Here is a 17,542-nt window from a genome sequence, read left to right on the forward strand (position 1 = left end):
TTAAGCTTATTTCTCCTTCAATATATCCAGCGCCAGCACTGTCATGGCTTCGCTGGCCGACGCGATCACCTTGTCGGCCTGCGGTGCCCAGAAGGGGCTGTGCAGCGACGGCAGCGTCGCCTGTCCCGCGGCGGCCGCAGCCATCTTATCGGCGGGCACGCCGCCCACCCAGAAGATGAAGCTGTTGATGCTCTTGTCCGCGCGATAGAAGCGGCCGAAATCCTCGCCGCCCATCACCGCCGGGGTGTTGACCACCCGATCATCGGCGAAATGGGCCTTCAGCACGCCTGCCATCTGTTCGGCAAATTCGGGCGGGTTGAAAGTCGAGGGGGTGAACTCGTCCTTCACGCTCACCACCGGCATCCGGTTGTCGGGGATGCCCGCTGCGATCGCCTCGCCGCGCGCGATCCGTTCGATCCCCTTGATCAGCTTCTCGCGCGTCTCATCCGAATAGCTGCGGATCGTCAGCAGCAGCTTGGCCTCGTCGGGGATGATATTATGCTTGGCCCCGGCCTGGAAACTGCCGACCGTCACCACCGCGGGATCCTGCGGCTCCTGCTCACGGCTCACCAAAGTCTGGAGCGATCCCACGATCCGCGATCCCAGCACGATCGGGTCTCTGGTCGTTTGCGGATAGGCACCATGGCCACCCACGCCGCGCACCACTATGTCCACGCTGTCGACATTGGCCAGCGCATAGCCCGGCGTATAGCCGATCTTGCCCGCTTCCAGATTGGCGGCATCATGAAAGGCAATCGCATGGGTCGGCCGGGGGAAGCGGGTATAAAGCCCGTCCTCCAGCATCAGCCGCGCCCCGCGTCCGACTTCCTCGGCGGGCTGGAGGATCATGACCAGCGTACCCTTCCAATCACTCTTGCGCGCCGCCATCAGCTTGGCGGTCTGGATGAAGGCGGTCATATGCGTGTCATGGCCGCAAGCGTGCATCACGCCCGTTTCCACGCCTTCGGGCGTCTTGGTGCGGACCTTGGACGCAAACTCCAGCCCCGTCTGCTCGACCACCGGCAGGCCGTCCATGTCGGCGCGGATCAACAGCACCGGGCCGGACCCATTCTTCATCACCGCGACAACCCCCGTGCCGCCAACCTTCTCGGTCACGTCATATTTCATCGCCTTCAACCGCTTGGCGAGCTTGGCGGCGGTGTTGACTTCCTTCTCCGACAGTTCCGGATTGGCATGCAGGTCGCGATACAGCGCCATCAGTCCGTCCATATCCTTGGCGATTTCCGCGCCGATCGCGCTTTGCGCAGGCGGTGCTGCGGCGACCGGGGCATCCGCCGTTTGGGCCGTGGCGATGGACGAAAAGCTGACGGCGGCCATGATGGCCGTAAGCGCGTGGCGCATGCTGATATGTCTCCCTTGGATCGGGGGAGCATAAGCCTATTTTGCGCCGGTTAAAAAGGGGCTGTTTCCAAGGCGCCCTTGTAAACTTGCGCATAAGAGACTATTTCACATGTGAAAGGAACGATCCGTCGCACGACGCGGCCCGATGATCGTCCTCCCTGCGGCACTACCCCTATTCTGGCCCTGCCGCCACGAACGCCCCATTCCTCGCATTAGGAGCCTGATCCATGGCCCAGACATCGGCATTCTGCCTCACCCAGCAGTCGCTCCACATCGCCCGTTCGCAATCGGAAACCCTGCCCAACACCCGCCGGATCGCGCTTGCCGCTGCCGATGCCTGGGGCAAGGAAGCCACGCTCGCCGCCAATGCCGAACGCCGTCGCGCGACCCGCACGGTTGCCACAGAAGACGAAGCGATCGTCGCAGAATTTCAGGCCGAAGACGAAGCCGCCGCGCGCGCGGCCGGCTGACCTTTTCCCCTAATCGAAGGAATGGATGATGGCCAAGAGCCAGAAGAAATCGAACAAGGAAGTGCGCAAGCCCAAGGCGGAAAAGCCGCCCAAGGCCAATGCGTCCAACCCGTCCACCAAGGCGGGGCCGGTCGGCATCGTGACGTTGAAGAGCTGATTGATGACGACGCAAACACCTGACGCCGCCACCACGCCAACGCCCGCGCGCACCGCGCCCGGCCGACGCTTCACGCCCCGCAACGCTGTGCGCCTCGCGCCCGATGCGACGGAACGGCAGGGCCGCGTCACGCGCCTTGCCATCGAGGCACTGGGCGCGTCGGCCGCGATCCTGTTCCTCAACAGTGAACATGACGGCCTGTCCGACCGGCCACTCCCGCTGGCGACCGCCAGCGAAGATGGCCTGCAATCGGTGCTGCGCCTGCTGGAGCCAGCGGCCGCCTGAACGAACCGGCGACGGCGCTTTATTGCGCCGTCCACCCCCCGTCGATGCTCATGTTCGCGCCGGTGATGTTTGCGGCGGCGTCACTGCACAGGAACAGCGCCATGGCCGCGACCTGTTCGACCGTCACGAATTCCTTGGTCGGCTGTCCCGCCAGCAGCACGTCGTTCATGACCTGCTCGCGCGTCATGCCCCGCGCCTTCATCGTGTCGGGAATCTGGTTCTCGACCAGCGGCGTCCAGACATAGCCCGGCGAAATGCAGTTGGCGGTGATCCCGAACGTCGCGACTTCCAACGCGACGGTCTTGGTGAAGCCCGCCAGGCCATGCTTGGCGGTCACGTAAGCGCTTTTGAACGGTGACGCCGCCTTGCTGTGCGCCGATGCCGTCTGGATGATGCGCCCCCATTTCTTCGACTTCATATAGGGCACGGCCAGCCGGGTCGTGTGGAAAGCACTGGTCAGGTTGAGCGCGATGATCAGGTTCCACTTGTCGACCGGAAAATCCTCGACCGGCGAAACATGCTGCGTACCGGCATTGTTGATCAGGATATCGACGCCGCCAAAGGTATCAGCCGCCTGCGCCATCATCGCCTCGATCTCGTCGGCCTTGGTCAGGTCATGGTTGCTGTAAAGCGCCTTCGCACCGCTCAGCGCCTCCAGTGCCAGCCGTTCCTTTTCGATCGCATCGGCGTCGCCAAAGCCGTTGATGACGACATTCGCGCCTTCGCCCGCCAGCACCTTGGCATAGGCGAGGCCGATGCCCGACGTCGAACCCGTGATGAGGGCGGTTTTGCCCGTCAGGGTCTTGCTCATGCCTTTTTCTCCTTGAGATGGTCGGGGGCGTCGAGATCGAAGGTCGAACTCTTGCCGTTCAGGATGTTGCGCGCGATCAGGTCGCCCTTGTGCATCACTTCCTCCACCGCGTCGCGGCCCTGCGCCCAATGGTCCAACATCGTGGATCGAGAAAATTCAAAGTCCTTCGCCCCACTTTCCCAATCGCGCGTGCGGTAGATGAGGTGGACGATATTGACCGATCCGACATCGAGGATATCGCGCAACCTTTGCGCTTCCGGCGTGTCCTCAAGTTCGCGCGGCAGCTTCTGGAGCAACGCCTTGATCGCGCCATGTTCGCGCCGCAGCCGCAGATATTGATCGGTAACCTGGCGGGTGCGGCTGGAAAACTGAATGTCCTTAGCGCGCGAGTAGACATCGGTCATCTGGCGCGGCATCGGCCCTTCGGCGGGGAAGAGGTCGACCTGAAACACCAGCATGTCGTCGGTCTGGTGGTCGAGCACATGGGCGAGTGGCGTGTTCGACACGATACCCCCGTCCCAATACCAGCGCCCATCGATTTCGACCGGCGGCAGGCCGGGCGGTAGCGCCCCCGATGCCATGATGTGCCGCGCGTCGATTCGCGTATTGCCGCCGGGGCCGCGCGTATCCCAATAAGCGAAATTGCCGGTTTCGACATCGACCGCGCCGACCGACAGCCGGACCGGGCCGTCGTTGAGCAGTTCCCAATTGACGCAGGCGTCCAGCGTCTCCTTGAGCGGCGCGCTGTCATAGAAGCTGATCGCACCCGCGGTGCCTTCGGGCATAAGCGTCGCTGGCCACAGGCGCGGGCGGAACATGCCGGGGACGCCAAAGCTCGCCACCGTCCCGGCCGCCAGCAAATGCATGGCTTCCCGGATCTTGTCGATTTCCGGCAGGATGATGTTGGGCATGCCGCCCGACACTGTGTACCAAAACTTCTTCAAACGGCTGATCCGTCGATGCGGCTCATTGCCCGCGATGATCGCGGCGTTGATCGCGCCGATGGAAATGCCCGCGACCCAGGTCACATCGACGCCGAGTTCGTCGAGTCGCTCATAGGCACCGGACTGGAAGGAGCCGAGCGCACCGCCGCCCTGCAACAGAAGCGCGACTTCGCGGGGGAGGGGGAGCGGCGTGCGCGCGCGGCGCAGCGGCTTGGGGCGGGCGGGGGGATCACTGTCAGCCATGTCGCAGTGCAATATAGGGTTTGGCCTCGGCAATCCAACGCATAGTGGCAGGTAAATTATTCGCCGCTTTGCAACCCCATGGCGCTTGCGATGGTTTCCAGCCGTCAGGGAATCGCGTAGGCCGCGATGACGATAGGGAGGGCATGATGCGGCTCGACGACGAACGCGAAAGCAGCAATTTCGAAGTGCAGGACGGCCGGGGCGGGGGTGGCGGCCTTGGCGGCGGCCTGGGCATGCTGTTGCCGTTGATCGGTAGTCGCTTTGGCTGTGGTGGCATCGCCGTGGTGCTGGTCATCATGGTGGTTATGGGCATGAACCCGCTCAGTCTGATCGGCGGCGGTGGTGGTGGTGGCCAGCCGGTTCAGACGGAGCGCCCGGCGACAACAGGACTCACCGACATTCAGCGCACCTCGCTCAAGGTGCTGGGCTCGACCGAGCGCCGCTGGGCGGACATCTTCAAGGCAGAGGGGCAGCAATATCCGCCGCCGACGCTGGTTTTCTACACCCAGAACGGCCAGTCGGGCTGTGGCGCGGCGCAGTCGGCCATGGGGCCATTCTACTGTCCGGCCGACCAGCGCATCTATATCGATACGGACTTCTTCAACGAGATGGAAAGCCGCTTTAACGCGCCGGGCGACTTCCCGATCGGCTACATCATCGCGCATGAAGTGGGCCATCATATCCAGACCATCACCGGCACCGCCGATAAGGTCCGCGCGGCGCAACGCCGGGCCAGCGAGGCGGAGGGCAATGCGATCCAGGTCAAGATGGAGTTGCAGGCCGACTGCTATGCCGGCGTATGGGCCGCGCGCGACACCAATTTGATGGAAGCGGGCGATCTGGAAGAAGGTATGCGCGCGGCCGAGGCGATCGGCGACGATACGCTGCAAAAAGCGGCTGGCCGTCGGCCAGTGCCCGAATCCTTCACGCATGGCAGCGGCGCGCAACGTCAGGCCTGGTTGCGCAAAGGCCTTTCGACCGGCGATCCGGCGCAATGCGACACGTTCAGCGGCGCGCTGTGAGGCCTATTCGGCGTTGGGTGAGCCGGGCGGAGCTGACAGGGGCGAGAAAGCAGGCGTGCCGATCATTGCGGGCGCGTCAGGCAGGCCTGCGCCAGGGATAAGTGTCGGCTGGCCCGCACCAGGCATAGGCTGTCCAAAATTTGCTGGCGGCGCAACGGATGGAGCCTGCGGCGCGATGACAGGCGGCGCGACGGGCTGCGGCACGAAATCCGCTGTCTCCACGGCCACGCTTTCCGGCGAAGCGGGTGCCTTGGGCACCACCGCCTCCACCATCATGACGAGGAGGGGTGCGCCCAGCAGCGTGGCAATGGCGAAATTGCGATAGAGCATGGCAGCATGTCCCGTGACACTGGCGACGATGCTGTAGGACCTTAGGGATTAAGGGTTAACAAAGCCCTATCTGGCCGCTTAACTCAATGCTGGTCGAGCTTCTTCAACAACGCCATCATGTCGTCTGGCAAGCCGCCGCGCGGGGGGCTGTAGGTCTTGCGCAGCGCATTGCCAATGCCTTCATAAGGGGCAGGCAGCGATACGGTGACGATCCGGCCCTTGTCGCCGTCCCCTCCCGTTGCCGATCGGCAAGCATATTTGCGCTGCATTTCCATAAAGCTCAGAACGGCCGGGGTGCCGAAAAGTTTCTGGCATTCGTCGCATGGTCGCGCGATAGCCCCCGCAAAGATGGGAGAGAGTGAGTGACGGACTGGTCGGAAACGCAGGCGCGGATACGGGCGCATTCGCCCTTTCTGGCGCGTGTGCTGGATCGTTTGCCTGCTTTGGCGGACTGTCTGGCCACAGGTGATTTCGACGCAGCGCTGGCGCTTGCTCATGCGGCAGGCAGGCCGGAGGACGGGGTAGCCCGATCGCTGCGGCGGCGACGCAACGCCATCGCCCTGACCGTCGCGGCCGCCGACCTGTCGGGGGTGTGGGATCTGGACCGGGTCACCCGCACCTTGTCCGACTTTGCCGACACCGCGCTGGAAGAGGCGCTCGTGGCCGCCATGCAGGAACGCTACCCCGACATGCCCCATCGCGGTTTCGTCGTGCTGTCGCTCGGCAAACATGGCAGCCGCGAACTGAATTATTCGTCGGATATCGACCCGATCCTGCTCTATGATCCGGCGACCCTGCCGCATCGCGATCGCGAGGATGTCGCCGACGCCGCCGTGCGGATCGCGCGACGGATGACCGAATTACTGAGCGCGCCCGATGGCGACGGCTATGTCTTTCGCGTCGATCTGCGGCTGCGCCCGTCGCCTGAAGCGACGCCGATCGCGCTGCCGGTGGAGGCGGCGATCGGCTATTATGAATCGATGGCGGTCGGCTGGGAACAGGCCGCCTTCATCCGCGCGCGTTCGGCAGCGGGTGACATCGCGCTCGGCGACTATTTCCTGCGTCAGATCCGCCCTTTCGTCTGGCGGCGCAGTCTCGATTTCGGGGCGATCGACGCCATCGTCGACATCAGCCGCCGCATCCGCGACCATTATGCGCAGGGGCAGGCCTTTGGCCTCGGCTATGACTTGAAACGGGGCCGTGGCGGCATCCGCGAAGTCGAATTTTTCGCGCAGGTGCATCAGTTGATCCATGGCGGGCGCAACCCCGCGTTGCGGTCGGGCAACACCCGCGAGGCGTTGCGCGCCTTGGCAGCGGCAGACGTGATCGAACCCGATGTCGCGGCGCGGCTCGATGCCGCTTATGTCCTCCTGCGCACCATCGAACATCGGCTGCAGATGGTCGAGGATCTCCAGACCCATGAACTGCCCAGGACCGACGCCGCGCTCGACAATGTTGCGCGGCTGCACGGCCTTGCCGACGGTCCGGCGCTGCTCGCCCTGTTGACACCGCATGTCGAATGGGTCGGCCGCAATTATGACCGGCTGACTCCGCAGACCGACGACACATCGCTCTCTCATGACGAGGATCGGTTGAAGGACCAACTGCTCGCCATGGGCTTTGTCGATGCCGACACGCCACTCGCCCGCATCGCCCGCTGGCGCGGCGGCACGATCCGTGCGCTGCGCAGCGGCCCCTCGCGCGAGGCGCTGGAGGCCCTGCTGCCCGGCCTGATGCGCGCGATCGCCAAGGCGCCCGATGCCGCCCGCGCGCTCAACCGGCTCGACGACATGATCGCCCGGCTGCCGAGCGCGATCAATTTCTTCAAACTGCTCGCCGCCCGGCCCGCTTTGGTCGAACTGCTCGCCGAGATACTAAGCCATGCCCCCACGCTGGCCGATGCGCTCGCCCGCCGGGTCGAACTGATCGATGGGCTGATCGACGCCACCGCCTTCGACCCGCCGCCCTCGGTTGAAGGGCTGATCGTCCAGCTTGGCGCGCTGGAGCCGGGCGAGGATTATCAGGCGCTGCTCGACCGCGTGCGCCAGCGGGTGGGCGATCGCCGCTTCGCGCTGGGGGTACAGATCATTCGCGGCGGCGATCCGCTGGAAGCCGCGCGCGGCTATGGTCGCGTGGCTGAGGCCGCGATCGACACATTGGCCAATGCCACCATCACCGAGTTCGAATCCGCCCATGGGCGGGTGCCGGGCGGCGAATTGGTCATATTGGCGCTGGGCCGGATGGGTGGCGGCCTGCTCACCCATGCCTCCGATCTCGATCTCATCTATCTCTTCACCGGCGATTTCCAGACCGAGTCCGACGGAGCGCGGCCATTGGGCGCGACGCTCTATTTCAACCGCCTGGCCCAGCGCGTCACCAACGCGCTGTCGGTCCATACTGCCTCCGGCCCGCTCTATGAGGTCGATACAAGGCTGCGGCCATCGGGCGCGCAGGGGCTGCTGGCGGTCAGTTTCGACAGTTTCGCCAAATATGAGCGCGAAGCTGCCTGGACCTGGGAGCACCTCGCGCTCACCCGCGCCCGTTCGGTGTTCGGATCGCCCGAAGCTCGCGCTGCATTGAAGGCCATCCTCACCGAAACATTGCACCGCCCCCGCGACTTTGACGAGCTGGCGCGGCAGGCGGTGCAGATGCGGCGGGACATCGCCACCCACAAACCGCCCGCCAGCGACCTCGACGTCAAGCTGGTGCCCGGTGGCCTGGTCGATCTCGAATTTCTGATCCACGTCTCGCAATTCCGTCATGGCATGGCGTTCGACCCGGATCTCGGCAAGGCGCTGGCGGACCTCGTCGCTGCCGGGCATCTGCCCGCCGACCTCCTCGCCGCGCATGACCTCATCACCCGCTATCTCGTCGTCTCGCGCCTCGTCGCGCCCGGATCGACCGAACCGGCCGAAGCGACTCGCCCGCTCGTCGCGCGCGCCTGCGGCGCTGACCATTGGGACAGTCTGCTTGAAAGCTATGCGCAGGCGCGGCAAAGCGTCGGTCAGGCTTGGGCCGCGCTCGCCGCGCCCTATTCGGAGGATATGTGATGCTGCAACAGGGCGACGCCATCCCAACAGGGACGATCAAGGACGCAGACGGCGTGGAATTCACGCTGGCCCGCTACGCAGGCAAGCCGCTCGTCGTCTATTTCTATCCCAAGGCGGACACGCCGGGCTGCACCAATGAAGCCAAGGATTTTACCGCACTGGCCGACGAATTTGCGGCAGCGGGCGTGCCGGTCGTCGGCGTGTCGAAGGACAAACCCGCCAAGCTGCGCAAATTCGCCGACAAATATGGCCTTTCGGTGATCCTGGCCTCGGACGAGGAAGGCGCGCTGTGCGAAGCCTTCGGCACCTGGGTCGAAAAGTCCATGTATGGCCGCTCCTATATGGGCATCGAACGTGACACCTTCCTCTTCGACGCGGAAGGTCGCCTGCAGCGTGTCTGGCTCAAGGTGAAGGTCAAGGGCCATGCGCAGGAGGTGCTTGAGGCGGCGCAAGCGCTTTGAGCCTGCCTGCTGGTGTTACCAGCGTAGGCGTGGCCTGCGCCCATGTCCTGCTGACCGCCGATCCCGTCGCCAAGCTGATGGCCGCCCGCGCGACCGCGCGGGCGTGGCGGCTGGGACATTTGGCCCATCATTTCGATGTGGCGATGCCCGATCGACCAGCGCGGCCGACGACACCGGAACTGCTGCCGCCCGCCCAGATGCCCCGGCGCGGCAAGATCGGGTCGGACCGGGCGCGCATCGCCATGATCCACGCACTCGCCCATATCGAATTTGTCGCGATCGACCTCGCTTTCGACCTGATCGGCCGCTTTGGCGCACAATTCCCGCCCGCCTTCACCGACGAATGGATGCGCGTGGGCGCGGATGAAGCGATGCATTTCGCGTTGCTCGACCGGCGGCTGCGCCAGATGGGCAGCCATTATGGCGCGCTGCCTGCGCATGACGGCCTGTGGCAGGCGGCCACCGAAACGGCGGAGGATGCGCTCGCCCGCCTCGCCATCGTCCCCATGGTGCTGGAGGCGCGCGCGCTCGACATCACGCCCGCGACGGTCGAACGGTTCGACCAGGCGGGCGATGGACCCACCGTCAAAATCCTGCGGCGCATCATTGTCGATGAGATACGCCATGTCCGCGCCGGGACGAACTGGTTTGTCATAGAGGCGAACCGAAGGAACCTAAATCCACCGATTCATTACCAAATGCTGGTGAAACGCCATTTTCGGGGCAGCGTTAAGCCACCGTTCAACGACTCGGCGCGTCGACAGGCCGGTTTGACCCACGAATTCTACGCCGCGCTTGCAACATGATCGCCAATTTGCAGTCTATGTCTGGCGGGGGCGATTTAGGTCGCCAAGAAAAACACGGGAAGCGCCGACAGGCAATCAAGCCTGCGGTGACATAAGTCGGGGTCGGCATGCTGTTTCTTCAATCGATCAATGCTGGTGCATCCAATTTGTTCCAGAATGCAGCGAAAGCCGCGAAAATTTTTGGAAGCATCGCCATGGTCGGAACGCTCTGTGCGGCGATGCCCGCCCAGGCGACCGAAGATGACGATCCCTATGGCGAAGTGACCGAAGCGGCGGCGACCACGCCCGCCCCGGTCGATCTCGCCTTCTCCAACATCTTCTCCAGCCTTCAGCGCATGGATGGTACGCCCAAGGCGACCGCGTATATCCCATCGGGCCGCCCGGTCGAAAAGCTTTCGCTGACCTCCAATTTCGGCACCCGTTCCGATCCGTTCAACGGCCAGGCCCGGATGCACAAGGGCATCGACATTCCCGGCCCCGTCGGCACCCCCATCTATGCGACCGCCGATGGCATCGTCAGCCGTTCGGGCTGGGCCAGCGGCTACGGCAATCTCGTCCAGATATCGCATGGTGGCGGCATGGAAACGCGCTACGGCCATATGTCGAAGCTGATCGTTCCAGCGAACAGCTATGTGAAGCGCGGCCAGGTCATCGGCCTGATGGGCTCGACCGGCCGTTCCACCGGCAGCCACCTTCACTATGAAGTCCGCGTCGATGGCGCGGCGATCAACCCCATCCCCTTCGTCGCCGGTCCCGACTATCTGGTCGCGGTGAACACCAAGCCGCCGGTCGCCATGGGCGGCCCGACCAAGGCGCAGGAAAAGGCGGCGGATTGATCCTCTCTTTTTCGACTTTCGCAAAAGGCCCGGCACCCCATGGGTTGCCGGGCCTTTTGCTTGATCCTATCTAAGGTCCATGACCGACATTGATCTCACCCCGTCTGCCGCCGCGCGTGTCGCCGCGATCGCTGCCAAACAGGGCAAGCCCGCGATCCTGCGGCTGGCCGTGGAGGGGGGCGGCTGTTCGGGCTTTCAATATCGGTTCGGCCTCGCCGATCAGATCGATGCCGAGGATATATCGGTCGAGCGCGACGGCGTGACGCTGGTGGTCGATGACGTGAGCCTAGACCTGGTACGCGGATCAGCCGTGGATTTCGTCTCCGATCTGGGCGGCGCGGCCTTCAAGGTGACCAATCCCAATGCGACCGCCGGTTGCGGCTGCGGCACCAGCTTCTCGGTCTGATAGCCAAGCGTCGTTCCAGCCCTTAGGGACGGGGGCGAGGAGAATCGTCCATGCGTATCGCCACCTTCAACATCAACGGCATCAAGGCGCGCCTGCCGCGCCTGCTCGAATGGCTTGATGAAACGCGGCCCGACATCGCTTGCCTGCAAGAGATAAAGACCTCTGACGAGACCTTCCCGGTCAAGGATATCGAGGATGCCGGCTATGGCGTGATCTGGCACGGGCAAAAGGGCTTCAACGGCGTCGCCATCCTCGCGCGCGGCGAAACGCCGGTCGAAATCCGGCGCGGCCTCGACGGCGAACCGGAGGACGACCATAGCCGTTATCTGGAGGCCGATGTGAAGGGCGTGCGCGTCGCCAGCATCTACCTTCCCAACGGCAATCCACAGCCCGGCCCCAAATTCGACTACAAACTCCGCTGGATGCACCGCCTGCGCAACCGCGCCGCCGAAATCTGGGCGGAGGAAGCGCCCGCGATCCTGGCGGGCGACTATAATGTCATCCCCCGCGACGATGACACCTATTCCGTCAAGGTGATGGCCAATGATGCGCTGATGCAGCCCGAAAGCCGGGCTGCCTATCGCCGGATGCTGGCCGATGGCTGGACCGACGCGCTGCGCAGCCGCCATCCTGCTGGCGGCGTTTGGACCTATTGGGATTATCAGATGAACAGTTGGCCACGCGACGCAGGCTTCCGCATCGATCATCTGCTCCTAAGCCCCGCCGCCGCCGACCGCCTTGTCGACGCGCAGGTCGATCGGGACTTTCGCGGCCGGGAAAAGGCCAGCGACCATGCCCCGACCTGGGTGGAATTGCGCGGCTGAGGCGGGGCTGAGGCCTATCGCGCCAACCAGTCCCGCGCGTCTTCGATCGTCAGAAATACGCGCAGTCTGGGATGCACCAATGTGCGTTCGGCCTGCGCCTTGTTCAACTGGCTGCCAACAACCACGGCGGCGCGCCCGGACGTCAGGCTGATCCCGCCCCGCATGATGTTGCTGAGCAAATCAGCGACATCATTGGCCTGTACCGGGAACGCCAGCGAGTCGACCAGCACGTTGAAATCGTCGCGGATGGCGCGCGCCTCCTGGGCTTTCACACCGACCTCCTTGGCGAGTGCCACCACCGTCTCGGCCGTCCAGAACCCCTCTACCCGCATGTTCAGGCAATTGGCGTGGCGGTCATAGTCTATTTGAAACATCGAATTTCGGTTTGATTCATGGCTGCCTTGCAATCGGTTCAAGCCGCCAGTCGCAGGAACGGCACTGGCTGGGTCGATCGTAGCACGATCGGCTTGCCCTCCGACGCTTCGAACAATTCGCCGTCCAGAATGACGCTGCTATGATTGCCCTCGATGCGGATCGTGTCACCCTGTTCCAGATGGATGCCCTGCATCTGGCGCTTGCCCACCCGCCTGAAGAGGCTGGCCCACATCAGGCGCAGCAGCGCTGGGAGGTTTTGATCCACCGCCATCAGCTTCATATTGCCGCGCCGACTGTCACCCGGCTGCACGCCCAATAGCAGCCGTTCGAGCGTGGTCACGATGAGTACCGCATAGCGCCCGACCAGTTGCCCGTCGCGGATCAGCGAAATGCTGACCGGCTTGCTCGACGGCGGCAGAAAGCGCGCGCTGATGCCGAACAACAGCGACACCAGCACCGCCATCGCGGTGATGAAATGGCTCAGGCCATTGGAAAGGCCCAGCGGATAAATCTGGTTGCGGCAATAGAGCATATAGTCGGCCAGCCCCGCGCCGCCCAGGAACATGCCCAGCACCGGGCGGCTGCCGACCTGTCCGTCCGACAGGGCGATAAGCTCGCGTGCGACGACATGATCGTCCACACCCGCCTTGGCGATCGCGACGATCCGCTCCAGTGCCTTGATCGGGTCGCCATGGATGCCCAGGTCCAGCGCGATCAGGTTGGTCTTGCCATTGGGCAGCACCGCGATCGGTGGCACCCGGCCCTTGAAATGTTCGCCCTGATAGAGTTCGGTCAGCGACGCCTGCACCGTCCCGTCGCCGCCATTGATGACGATGACGACCGGATCGACGCGGGCGATGGTTTGGAACGCCCGGCCGATCTGTTCGACATGCTCCACCTCATAATGGAAGATGTCGGGGTTGCTGGCGCAATAGCTGCGCACGCGCGGAAGCGACTGCCGGTTGCCCGTGGATTTGGGATTGGACAGGAGGGCGACGCAAACCATGGCTTTGGGGTCACATATATTTGAGGGTGATCGTGATTTTCGTCACGCCGGGACCGGCATAGAAAGCGGCTTTCTCGACACCGGGCTTGCCCAGGTTGAAGAGGCTGATCGACGGATTGTTGGAAAAACCACCGCCGTCGCTGGAAATGTCGGTCTTACCATTGCCATTGCGGTCATGCCGCACGGCGATGCCATATTTGCCCGGCTGCGGCACTGGCATACAGAATCGCATCGCGCCATTGGCCGGGCGGACCGCCGTATCAATGCGATGCAGCCATTCGCCCTTGGTCAGCCATGCCGCCTTGGTCGCCGGATAGGATTGAAGCCGCACCTTGCCCGTGGCGGCGGCAAAACCGCGCACATCGACCAGCACAGCAGGCCCGCTGGCGCTTGCCGCACAACGGTCCAAATCATTGGCAATTTCCTGGCCATGGGCGAATGCGGGCACCGCAGCGATCAGCGCTGCTCCCGACATCAGACCCATTGCAACTTTTATCATGACCATCAGACTCCTGGAAGCTATAGCCACCGGCATGGGCCGGATGGCGAGCCCCTGTTCGCCCCGCAACGCTATGCCATTTGATATGGCCGGGGTTTGCGGCCAAAACATGGTGATGGGACGACGACTTAGAGAATGCTGACCGCCACCGACCGTTATCTCGCCCGCCTGATCGCGGTGCCCATGCTGGGTACGCTGGTGATCGCCGCGATGCTGCTTGTCCTCGACAAGATGCTCAGCCTGTTCGATTTCGTCGCGGCGGAGGGCGGGCCGGTCAGCGTCGTGTGGCGGATGCTCGCCAATATGCTGCCCGAATATCTCTCGCTCGGCATCCCGATCGGCTTGATGCTCGGCATCTTGCTCGCCTTTCGCAAACTGGCCATGTCGTCCGAACTGGACGTCATGCGCGGCGTTGGCCTGTCTTATGGTCGCTTGCTGCGCGTCCCCTATATGTATGCGATTGCGCTGGCGTTGCTTAATTTCGGCATCGTCGGCTGGGTCCAGCCCCTGTCGCGCCACGCCTATGAGGCGTTGCGCTTCGAATTGCGGTCAGGCGCGCTCGGCGCGTCGATCAAGGTGGGCGAGTTCACGAATCTTGGGCGGCGGATGACGATGCGAATCGAGCGCAGCCTGGACGAAGGCCGCAACCTTCAGGGCATCTTTGTGCGCGCCAGCAGCCGCGATGGGCAATCGGTTGCGGTTACGGCGGCGCAGGGCATGTTCCTTGCTACGGATGATCCCGACACGATCATTTTCCGGTTGCGCGATGGTGTGCTGGTCAATGATTCGCCCAAATATAAAACGCCGCGTATCCTGTCCTTTTCCAGCCATGATCTGCCGATCGACCTGCCGCAAATCGAAAATTTCCGTGGCCGCGACGTGGATCGGGAAAAGACGATCCCCGAACTGGTGGTGATCGGCCACAGCAGCGAGACCCCCGCCAAATTACGCGACGAAGTGCGCGCCAATTTCCATTTCCGCATGGTCGAAGTGGCGATGATGTTGCTGCTGCCGCTTGCCGCGCTGGCCTTCGCCATCCCGCCCAAGCGATCGACATCGGCGCTCGGCGTCTTCCTCTCGATTGTGTTCATCGTGACCTATCACAAGATCAACCAATATGGCGAAGGCATCGGCGCATTGGGCAAAATTGATCCGATCATCGCCTTGTGGGGTCCGTTCGTGCTGGTGGCCGGACTTATTCTGTGGATGTATCATGTCATCGCCCATCGTCCTGGCGGCCAACCGATCGGGGCGCTGGAATTTGCCTTTGCCAAATTGGGGAAGCAGGTCGCACGACTGTTGCGGCTGGGCCGCAAACGTCGGCCGGTCGTGACCGAGGAAGGAGCGGCCTGAGGCCATGCAGTTTAATTTCTTCCCATCGACGCCCATCACCCTTTATATGGCGCGCCTGTTCCTGACCCGGACGTTTGCCGTGCTGGCGCTGCTGGTGGTCGTGCTTCAAACACTCGACCTGCTGGGCAATTCCAGCGACGTGCTGGCCTATCCCGGCAATGGCGATGCGCAACTATGGCACTATGTCGGCCTGCGCGCGCCGCAGATCATTGCGCGCTTCCTGCCCTTCTCGGTGTTGCTGGGCACGCTGGTCATGCTGGCGACGCTCAACCAGAATAGCGAGATCATCTCGATGAAGGCGGCGGGGCTGTCCGCGCACCAGATACTCGCACCGCTGATCGCGGCGGCGCTGGGTGTCTCGCTGATCAGCTATGTGTTCAACGAACGGGTCGTGGCGCGATCGACAGCAGCGCTCAGTGCCTGGGAAGCGGTGGATTATGGCCCGATCCCGCGCGATAGCGGGGTCAAGAGCAATCCCTGGGTTCGGGACGGCAACAATCTCGTCAACGCCGCGATCGTGGCGGGGCGCGGCACTGAAGTCCAGTTGCGGCAGGTGCGCATTTACAACCGGATCAACAATCGCCTGACGACGATCGTGGAGGCACCACGCGGCCATTATGATGTGGAAACCAGCAGTTGGCTGCTGGAGGGCGCACGCCAGTTTGATGTGGCGCGCGGCACGATAACCGATGTTGGCACAATCCGCTTCGGCCGGGATATTCGCCCCGATCAGTTCACCCTGGCCAAGGTCGACCCCGACGCGCTGACCTTCGCGGAACTTAAGGCGGCGATTTCCGACCTGCACGATGCCGGGCGGCCGACGGCGGAGCTGGAGGCCAGCCTGTGGCACAAAATGTCCGGGCCGCTGTCGGCACTGCTGATGCCGATCCTGGGGTCCGTGGCGGCCTTCGGCCTCGCCCGGTCGGGGCAGCTATTCGTGCGCACGGTGATGGGCATGGCGCTCGGCTTTGCCTATTTCGTCGCTGACAATTTCTCGCTCGCGATGGGCAGCCTGGGTGCCTATCCGCCTTTCCTGGCCGCCTGGGCACCCTTCTTTCTGTTCCTGCTGGTTGGCGAAACCATGTTGTTCAGGACCGAAGAATAGCCTCAGCGCGCGCCCATCGTGCTACGCGCGATCTTGCCTACCAGCGGGATCATCCCCGGATAATTGCCGCGATGATAGGGCGAGCCAGCGTCCAGCGTTGCGATCAGGCGGGCATGCGCCTGACCCAGCGCATGATAGGGGACGCTCGGCAGCAGATGGTGGAGCGCATGATAGCGCAGGCCCACCGGCGCCCATAGTTCGGGCAGCGCACCGGGCGGCGGCACATTGACCGAATCGAGATATTGGGCCGTCACCGTCATTGGATCGCCCTCATTCTCCCACAGATGCGCGACCAGGGTGCGCAACTGGTTGACGACGGTCATCGCCGAATGGATCGCCATATAGACGAGCAGAGGCTTCCATCCGAAAACGAATACGCTGCCCACCAGCGCCAGCGCGAACAGGCAGGCACCTGCTTCCTGCCACGCCCACATGCGCGCAAAGTCACCTTCCGGCGCGCGACGGCGATAGGCGGGGTTGATCGACAGCGCCGATAATTCCGCCACCACCTTGCGGCGCAATGGCGGCAGGAGGAGGCTGAGCGGGGTCAGCAGCCCGAAGCGCAGGATGAGGCCGACAGGGGCCAACGCCGCGACCAGAATGAACAGCGGCAATGACCAGGGCTTCATCAGCGCCAGCGGCAGATATTCGGGGTCTTCCGCCGTGCCATAGCGGGTGCGGGCATGATGCTGGGTATGCACGCCCTCATAGAGAAAGGACGGGATCATCAGCGGAATGCCGACGATCAGGTTCCAGCCGAAGCGAAAGCCCGGCAGCGCGCCCTTGCGGATATGGGTGAGTTCATGAATGAAGCTTGCAGCGCGATAAAGCGCCAGCATCGCCACAACCCCGCAAACGATGGCGATCGCGACATTGTGCGCCATGATCGCCCCGGCCATCCCGGCCCAGCCGATCAGCGCCGAACCGAGCATATCGGGCCAGTAGATGCGCGGATTGGCGACGCTATAGTCGCGCGTCAGTTCCGCCGCAGCCCGCAGCATGGCGGTGTCGTCGGGAATGGTCGCTCGCGCCCGCTGGGCGGCGGCCAATATGGGATCATGCACTGTCATAAGACCGTCCTACACTCCAAATGCGCTGATATCGTGGCAGCACCATGACATCCGCGTCCCGATACGCCGCCATCCCGCGCCCGTGATTGACATTGCGCAAACAAGCGGCGAACTGCGTCCTGTTCCC

Annotated in this window: 21 protein-coding genes; 12 read left to right on the forward strand and 9 right to left on the reverse strand. The window is 63.6% G+C overall.

Annotated elements, in window-relative coordinates; genetic code table 11:
- Nucleotides 1–6 precede the first annotated feature (6 nt).
- Complete coding sequence (locus V2I08_RS01320) at nt 7–1,362, reverse strand: amidohydrolase (RefSeq protein WP_349633529.1); 1,356 nt, start codon at nt 1,360–1,362, stop codon at nt 7–9.
- 227 nt (nt 1,363–1,589) lie between these two features.
- Between V2I08_RS01320 and V2I08_RS01325 the strand changes: the two genes are divergently transcribed.
- The 3 genes from V2I08_RS01325 to V2I08_RS01335 are packed head-to-tail and all read left to right on the forward strand — an operon-like array spanning nt 1,590 to nt 2,274.
- On the forward strand, nt 1,590–1,832 hold the full coding sequence (locus V2I08_RS01325; protein ID WP_333973887.1) for a hypothetical protein: 243 nt from the start codon (nt 1,590–1,592) through the stop codon (nt 1,830–1,832).
- Between the two features lie 25 nt (nt 1,833–1,857).
- Nucleotides 1,858–1,989 carry a hypothetical protein gene (locus V2I08_RS01330; RefSeq protein WP_310225974.1) on the forward strand — a complete coding sequence of 44 codons (132 nt, stop codon included), beginning with the start codon at nt 1,858–1,860 and terminating at the stop codon, nt 1,987–1,989.
- 3 nt (nt 1,990–1,992) lie between these two features.
- Nucleotides 1,993–2,274 (forward strand): hypothetical protein, encoded by a 282-nt coding sequence (locus V2I08_RS01335; protein ID WP_349633530.1) that lies wholly within the window; start codon nt 1,993–1,995, stop codon nt 2,272–2,274.
- Between the two features lie 19 nt (nt 2,275–2,293).
- On the opposite strand, the gene V2I08_RS01340 is transcribed toward V2I08_RS01335, so the two are convergent.
- A complete protein-coding gene (locus tag V2I08_RS01340; RefSeq protein ID WP_349633531.1) occupies nt 2,294–3,085 on the reverse strand; it encodes a 3-hydroxybutyrate dehydrogenase in 792 nt (263 codons plus the stop codon).
- Nucleotides 3,082–4,272 (reverse strand): DUF3734 domain-containing protein, encoded by a 1,191-nt coding sequence (locus V2I08_RS01345; RefSeq protein WP_349633532.1) that lies wholly within the window; start codon nt 4,270–4,272, stop codon nt 3,082–3,084. Before V2I08_RS01345 ends, V2I08_RS01340 begins: the two co-directional genes overlap by 4 nt.
- A 146-nt stretch (nt 4,273–4,418) precedes the next feature.
- Here V2I08_RS01345 and V2I08_RS01350 point away from each other — a divergent pair, with 146 nt between their 5' ends.
- On the forward strand, nt 4,419–5,294 hold the full coding sequence (locus V2I08_RS01350; protein WP_349633587.1) for a neutral zinc metallopeptidase: 876 nt from the start codon (nt 4,419–4,421) through the stop codon (nt 5,292–5,294).
- A gap of 3 nt (nt 5,295–5,297) precedes the next feature.
- On the opposite strand, the gene V2I08_RS01355 is transcribed toward V2I08_RS01350, so the two are convergent.
- Together V2I08_RS01355 and V2I08_RS01360 are read right to left on the reverse strand one after the other, a co-directional pair.
- The gene (locus V2I08_RS01355; RefSeq protein ID WP_349633533.1) at nt 5,298–5,624 is read right to left on the reverse strand and encodes a hypothetical protein; all 327 of its coding nucleotides are present in this window, start codon (nt 5,622–5,624) and stop codon (nt 5,298–5,300) included.
- Between the two features lie 83 nt (nt 5,625–5,707).
- Entirely contained in the window at nt 5,708–5,893 is a 186-nt protein-coding gene (locus V2I08_RS01360) for a hypothetical protein (RefSeq protein ID WP_349633534.1), read from the reverse strand.
- A 93-nt stretch (nt 5,894–5,986) separates the two neighbouring features.
- Here V2I08_RS01360 and V2I08_RS01365 point away from each other — a divergent pair, with 93 nt between their 5' ends.
- The 6 genes from V2I08_RS01365 to xth all read left to right on the forward strand — a co-directional run bounded on the left by V2I08_RS01365 (nt 5,987) and on the right by xth (nt 12,007).
- The gene (locus V2I08_RS01365; RefSeq protein ID WP_349633535.1) at nt 5,987–8,674 is read left to right on the forward strand and encodes a bifunctional [glutamine synthetase] adenylyltransferase/[glutamine synthetase]-adenylyl-L-tyrosine phosphorylase; all 2,688 of its coding nucleotides are present in this window, start codon (nt 5,987–5,989) and stop codon (nt 8,672–8,674) included.
- Nucleotides 8,674–9,135, forward strand: coding sequence for a thioredoxin-dependent thiol peroxidase (gene bcp, locus V2I08_RS01370; RefSeq protein ID WP_349633536.1), 462 nt, complete (start codon nt 8,674–8,676; stop codon nt 9,133–9,135). The genes V2I08_RS01365 and bcp overlap by 1 nt, the downstream gene beginning before the upstream one ends.
- Nucleotides 9,132–9,941, forward strand: coding sequence for a ferritin-like domain-containing protein (locus V2I08_RS01375; protein WP_349633537.1), 810 nt, complete (start codon nt 9,132–9,134; stop codon nt 9,939–9,941). Before bcp ends, V2I08_RS01375 begins: the two co-directional genes overlap by 4 nt.
- A gap of 107 nt (nt 9,942–10,048) precedes the next feature.
- On the forward strand, nt 10,049–10,777 hold the full coding sequence (locus V2I08_RS01380) for a M23 family metallopeptidase (RefSeq protein WP_349633538.1): 729 nt from the start codon (nt 10,049–10,051) through the stop codon (nt 10,775–10,777).
- 79 nt (nt 10,778–10,856) lie between these two features.
- Entirely contained in the window at nt 10,857–11,183 is a 327-nt protein-coding gene (gene erpA, locus V2I08_RS01385; protein WP_037474406.1) for an iron-sulfur cluster insertion protein ErpA, read from the forward strand.
- Between the two features lie 50 nt (nt 11,184–11,233).
- Nucleotides 11,234–12,007, forward strand: coding sequence for an exodeoxyribonuclease III (xth, locus tag V2I08_RS01390; RefSeq protein ID WP_349633539.1), 774 nt, complete (start codon nt 11,234–11,236; stop codon nt 12,005–12,007).
- Nucleotides 12,008–12,021: 14 nt separating this feature from the next.
- On the opposite strand, the gene V2I08_RS01395 is transcribed toward xth, so the two are convergent.
- Genes V2I08_RS01395 through V2I08_RS01405 form a run of 3 tightly spaced genes read right to left on the reverse strand, consistent with a single transcriptional unit; the run spans nt 12,022 to nt 13,893 of the window.
- On the reverse strand, nt 12,022–12,381 hold the full coding sequence (locus V2I08_RS01395; RefSeq protein ID WP_310225951.1) for a hypothetical protein: 360 nt from the start codon (nt 12,379–12,381) through the stop codon (nt 12,022–12,024).
- 38 nt (nt 12,382–12,419) lie between these two features.
- Nucleotides 12,420–13,388 (reverse strand): diacylglycerol kinase family protein, encoded by a 969-nt coding sequence (locus V2I08_RS01400; protein ID WP_349633540.1) that lies wholly within the window; start codon nt 13,386–13,388, stop codon nt 12,420–12,422.
- 10 nt (nt 13,389–13,398) lie between these two features.
- Nucleotides 13,399–13,893 carry a DUF2141 domain-containing protein gene (locus tag V2I08_RS01405; protein ID WP_349633541.1) on the reverse strand — a complete coding sequence of 165 codons (495 nt, stop codon included), beginning with the start codon at nt 13,891–13,893 and terminating at the stop codon, nt 13,399–13,401.
- A gap of 129 nt (nt 13,894–14,022) precedes the next feature.
- On the opposite strand from V2I08_RS01405, the gene lptF reads away from it, so the two are divergent.
- Together lptF and lptG are read left to right on the forward strand one after the other, a co-directional pair.
- Nucleotides 14,023–15,240, forward strand: a complete 1,218-nt coding sequence (gene lptF, locus V2I08_RS01410) for an LPS export ABC transporter permease LptF (RefSeq protein ID WP_310225945.1) — start codon at nt 14,023–14,025, stop codon at nt 15,238–15,240.
- A 4-nt stretch (nt 15,241–15,244) separates the two neighbouring features.
- On the forward strand, nt 15,245–16,345 hold the full coding sequence (gene lptG, locus V2I08_RS01415) for an LPS export ABC transporter permease LptG (RefSeq protein WP_349633542.1): 1,101 nt from the start codon (nt 15,245–15,247) through the stop codon (nt 16,343–16,345).
- 2 nt (nt 16,346–16,347) lie between these two features.
- On the opposite strand, the gene V2I08_RS01420 is transcribed toward lptG, so the two are convergent.
- A complete protein-coding gene (locus V2I08_RS01420; RefSeq protein WP_349633543.1) occupies nt 16,348–17,415 on the reverse strand; it encodes a fatty acid desaturase in 1,068 nt (355 codons plus the stop codon).
- Nucleotides 17,416–17,542 lie beyond the last annotated feature (127 nt).

It is taken from the genome of Sphingobium sp. MK2 (assembly GCF_040170545.1).
In the GTDB taxonomy this organism is placed as follows: Bacteria; Pseudomonadota; Alphaproteobacteria; order Sphingomonadales; family Sphingomonadaceae; genus Sphingobium.

Excerpts from the sequence above, each read along its gene's own strand:
- V2I08_RS01330 (WP_310225974.1), top strand. The coding sequence starts at position 1,858 with ATGATGGCCAAGAGCCAGAAGAAATCGAACAAGGAAGTGCGCAAGCCC.
- lptG (WP_349633542.1), top strand. The coding sequence starts at position 15,245 with ATGCAGTTTAATTTCTTCCCATCGACGCCCATCACCCTTTATATGGCG.
- V2I08_RS01350 (WP_349633587.1), top strand. The coding sequence starts at position 4,419 with ATGCGGCTCGACGACGAACGCGAAAGCAGCAATTTCGAAGTGCAGGAC.
- V2I08_RS01320 (WP_349633529.1), bottom strand. The coding sequence starts at position 1,362 with ATGCGCCACGCGCTTACGGCCATCATGGCCGCCGTCAGCTTTTCGTCC.
- V2I08_RS01400 (WP_349633540.1), bottom strand. The coding sequence starts at position 13,388 with ATGGTTTGCGTCGCCCTCCTGTCCAATCCCAAATCCACGGGCAACCGG.
- V2I08_RS01355 (WP_349633533.1), bottom strand. The coding sequence starts at position 5,624 with ATGCTCTATCGCAATTTCGCCATTGCCACGCTGCTGGGCGCACCCCTC.
- erpA (WP_037474406.1), top strand. The coding sequence starts at position 10,857 with ATGACCGACATTGATCTCACCCCGTCTGCCGCCGCGCGTGTCGCCGCG.
- lptF (WP_310225945.1), top strand. The coding sequence starts at position 14,023 with ATGCTGACCGCCACCGACCGTTATCTCGCCCGCCTGATCGCGGTGCCC.
- V2I08_RS01340 (WP_349633531.1), bottom strand. The coding sequence starts at position 3,085 with ATGAGCAAGACCCTGACGGGCAAAACCGCCCTCATCACGGGTTCGACG.
- xth (WP_349633539.1), top strand. The coding sequence starts at position 11,234 with ATGCGTATCGCCACCTTCAACATCAACGGCATCAAGGCGCGCCTGCCG.
- V2I08_RS01345 (WP_349633532.1), bottom strand. The coding sequence starts at position 4,272 with ATGGCTGACAGTGATCCCCCCGCCCGCCCCAAGCCGCTGCGCCGCGCG.
- V2I08_RS01395 (WP_310225951.1), bottom strand. The coding sequence starts at position 12,381 with ATGTTTCAAATAGACTATGACCGCCACGCCAATTGCCTGAACATGCGG.
- V2I08_RS01420 (WP_349633543.1), bottom strand. The coding sequence starts at position 17,415 with ATGACAGTGCATGATCCCATATTGGCCGCCGCCCAGCGGGCGCGAGCG.
- V2I08_RS01405 (WP_349633541.1), bottom strand. The coding sequence starts at position 13,893 with ATGGTCATGATAAAAGTTGCAATGGGTCTGATGTCGGGAGCAGCGCTG.
- V2I08_RS01380 (WP_349633538.1), top strand. The coding sequence starts at position 10,049 with ATGCTGTTTCTTCAATCGATCAATGCTGGTGCATCCAATTTGTTCCAG.
- V2I08_RS01325 (WP_333973887.1), top strand. The coding sequence starts at position 1,590 with ATGGCCCAGACATCGGCATTCTGCCTCACCCAGCAGTCGCTCCACATC.
- bcp (WP_349633536.1), top strand. The coding sequence starts at position 8,674 with ATGCTGCAACAGGGCGACGCCATCCCAACAGGGACGATCAAGGACGCA.
- V2I08_RS01335 (WP_349633530.1), top strand. The coding sequence starts at position 1,993 with ATGACGACGCAAACACCTGACGCCGCCACCACGCCAACGCCCGCGCGC.
- V2I08_RS01360 (WP_349633534.1), bottom strand. The coding sequence starts at position 5,893 with ATGCAGCGCAAATATGCTTGCCGATCGGCAACGGGAGGGGACGGCGAC.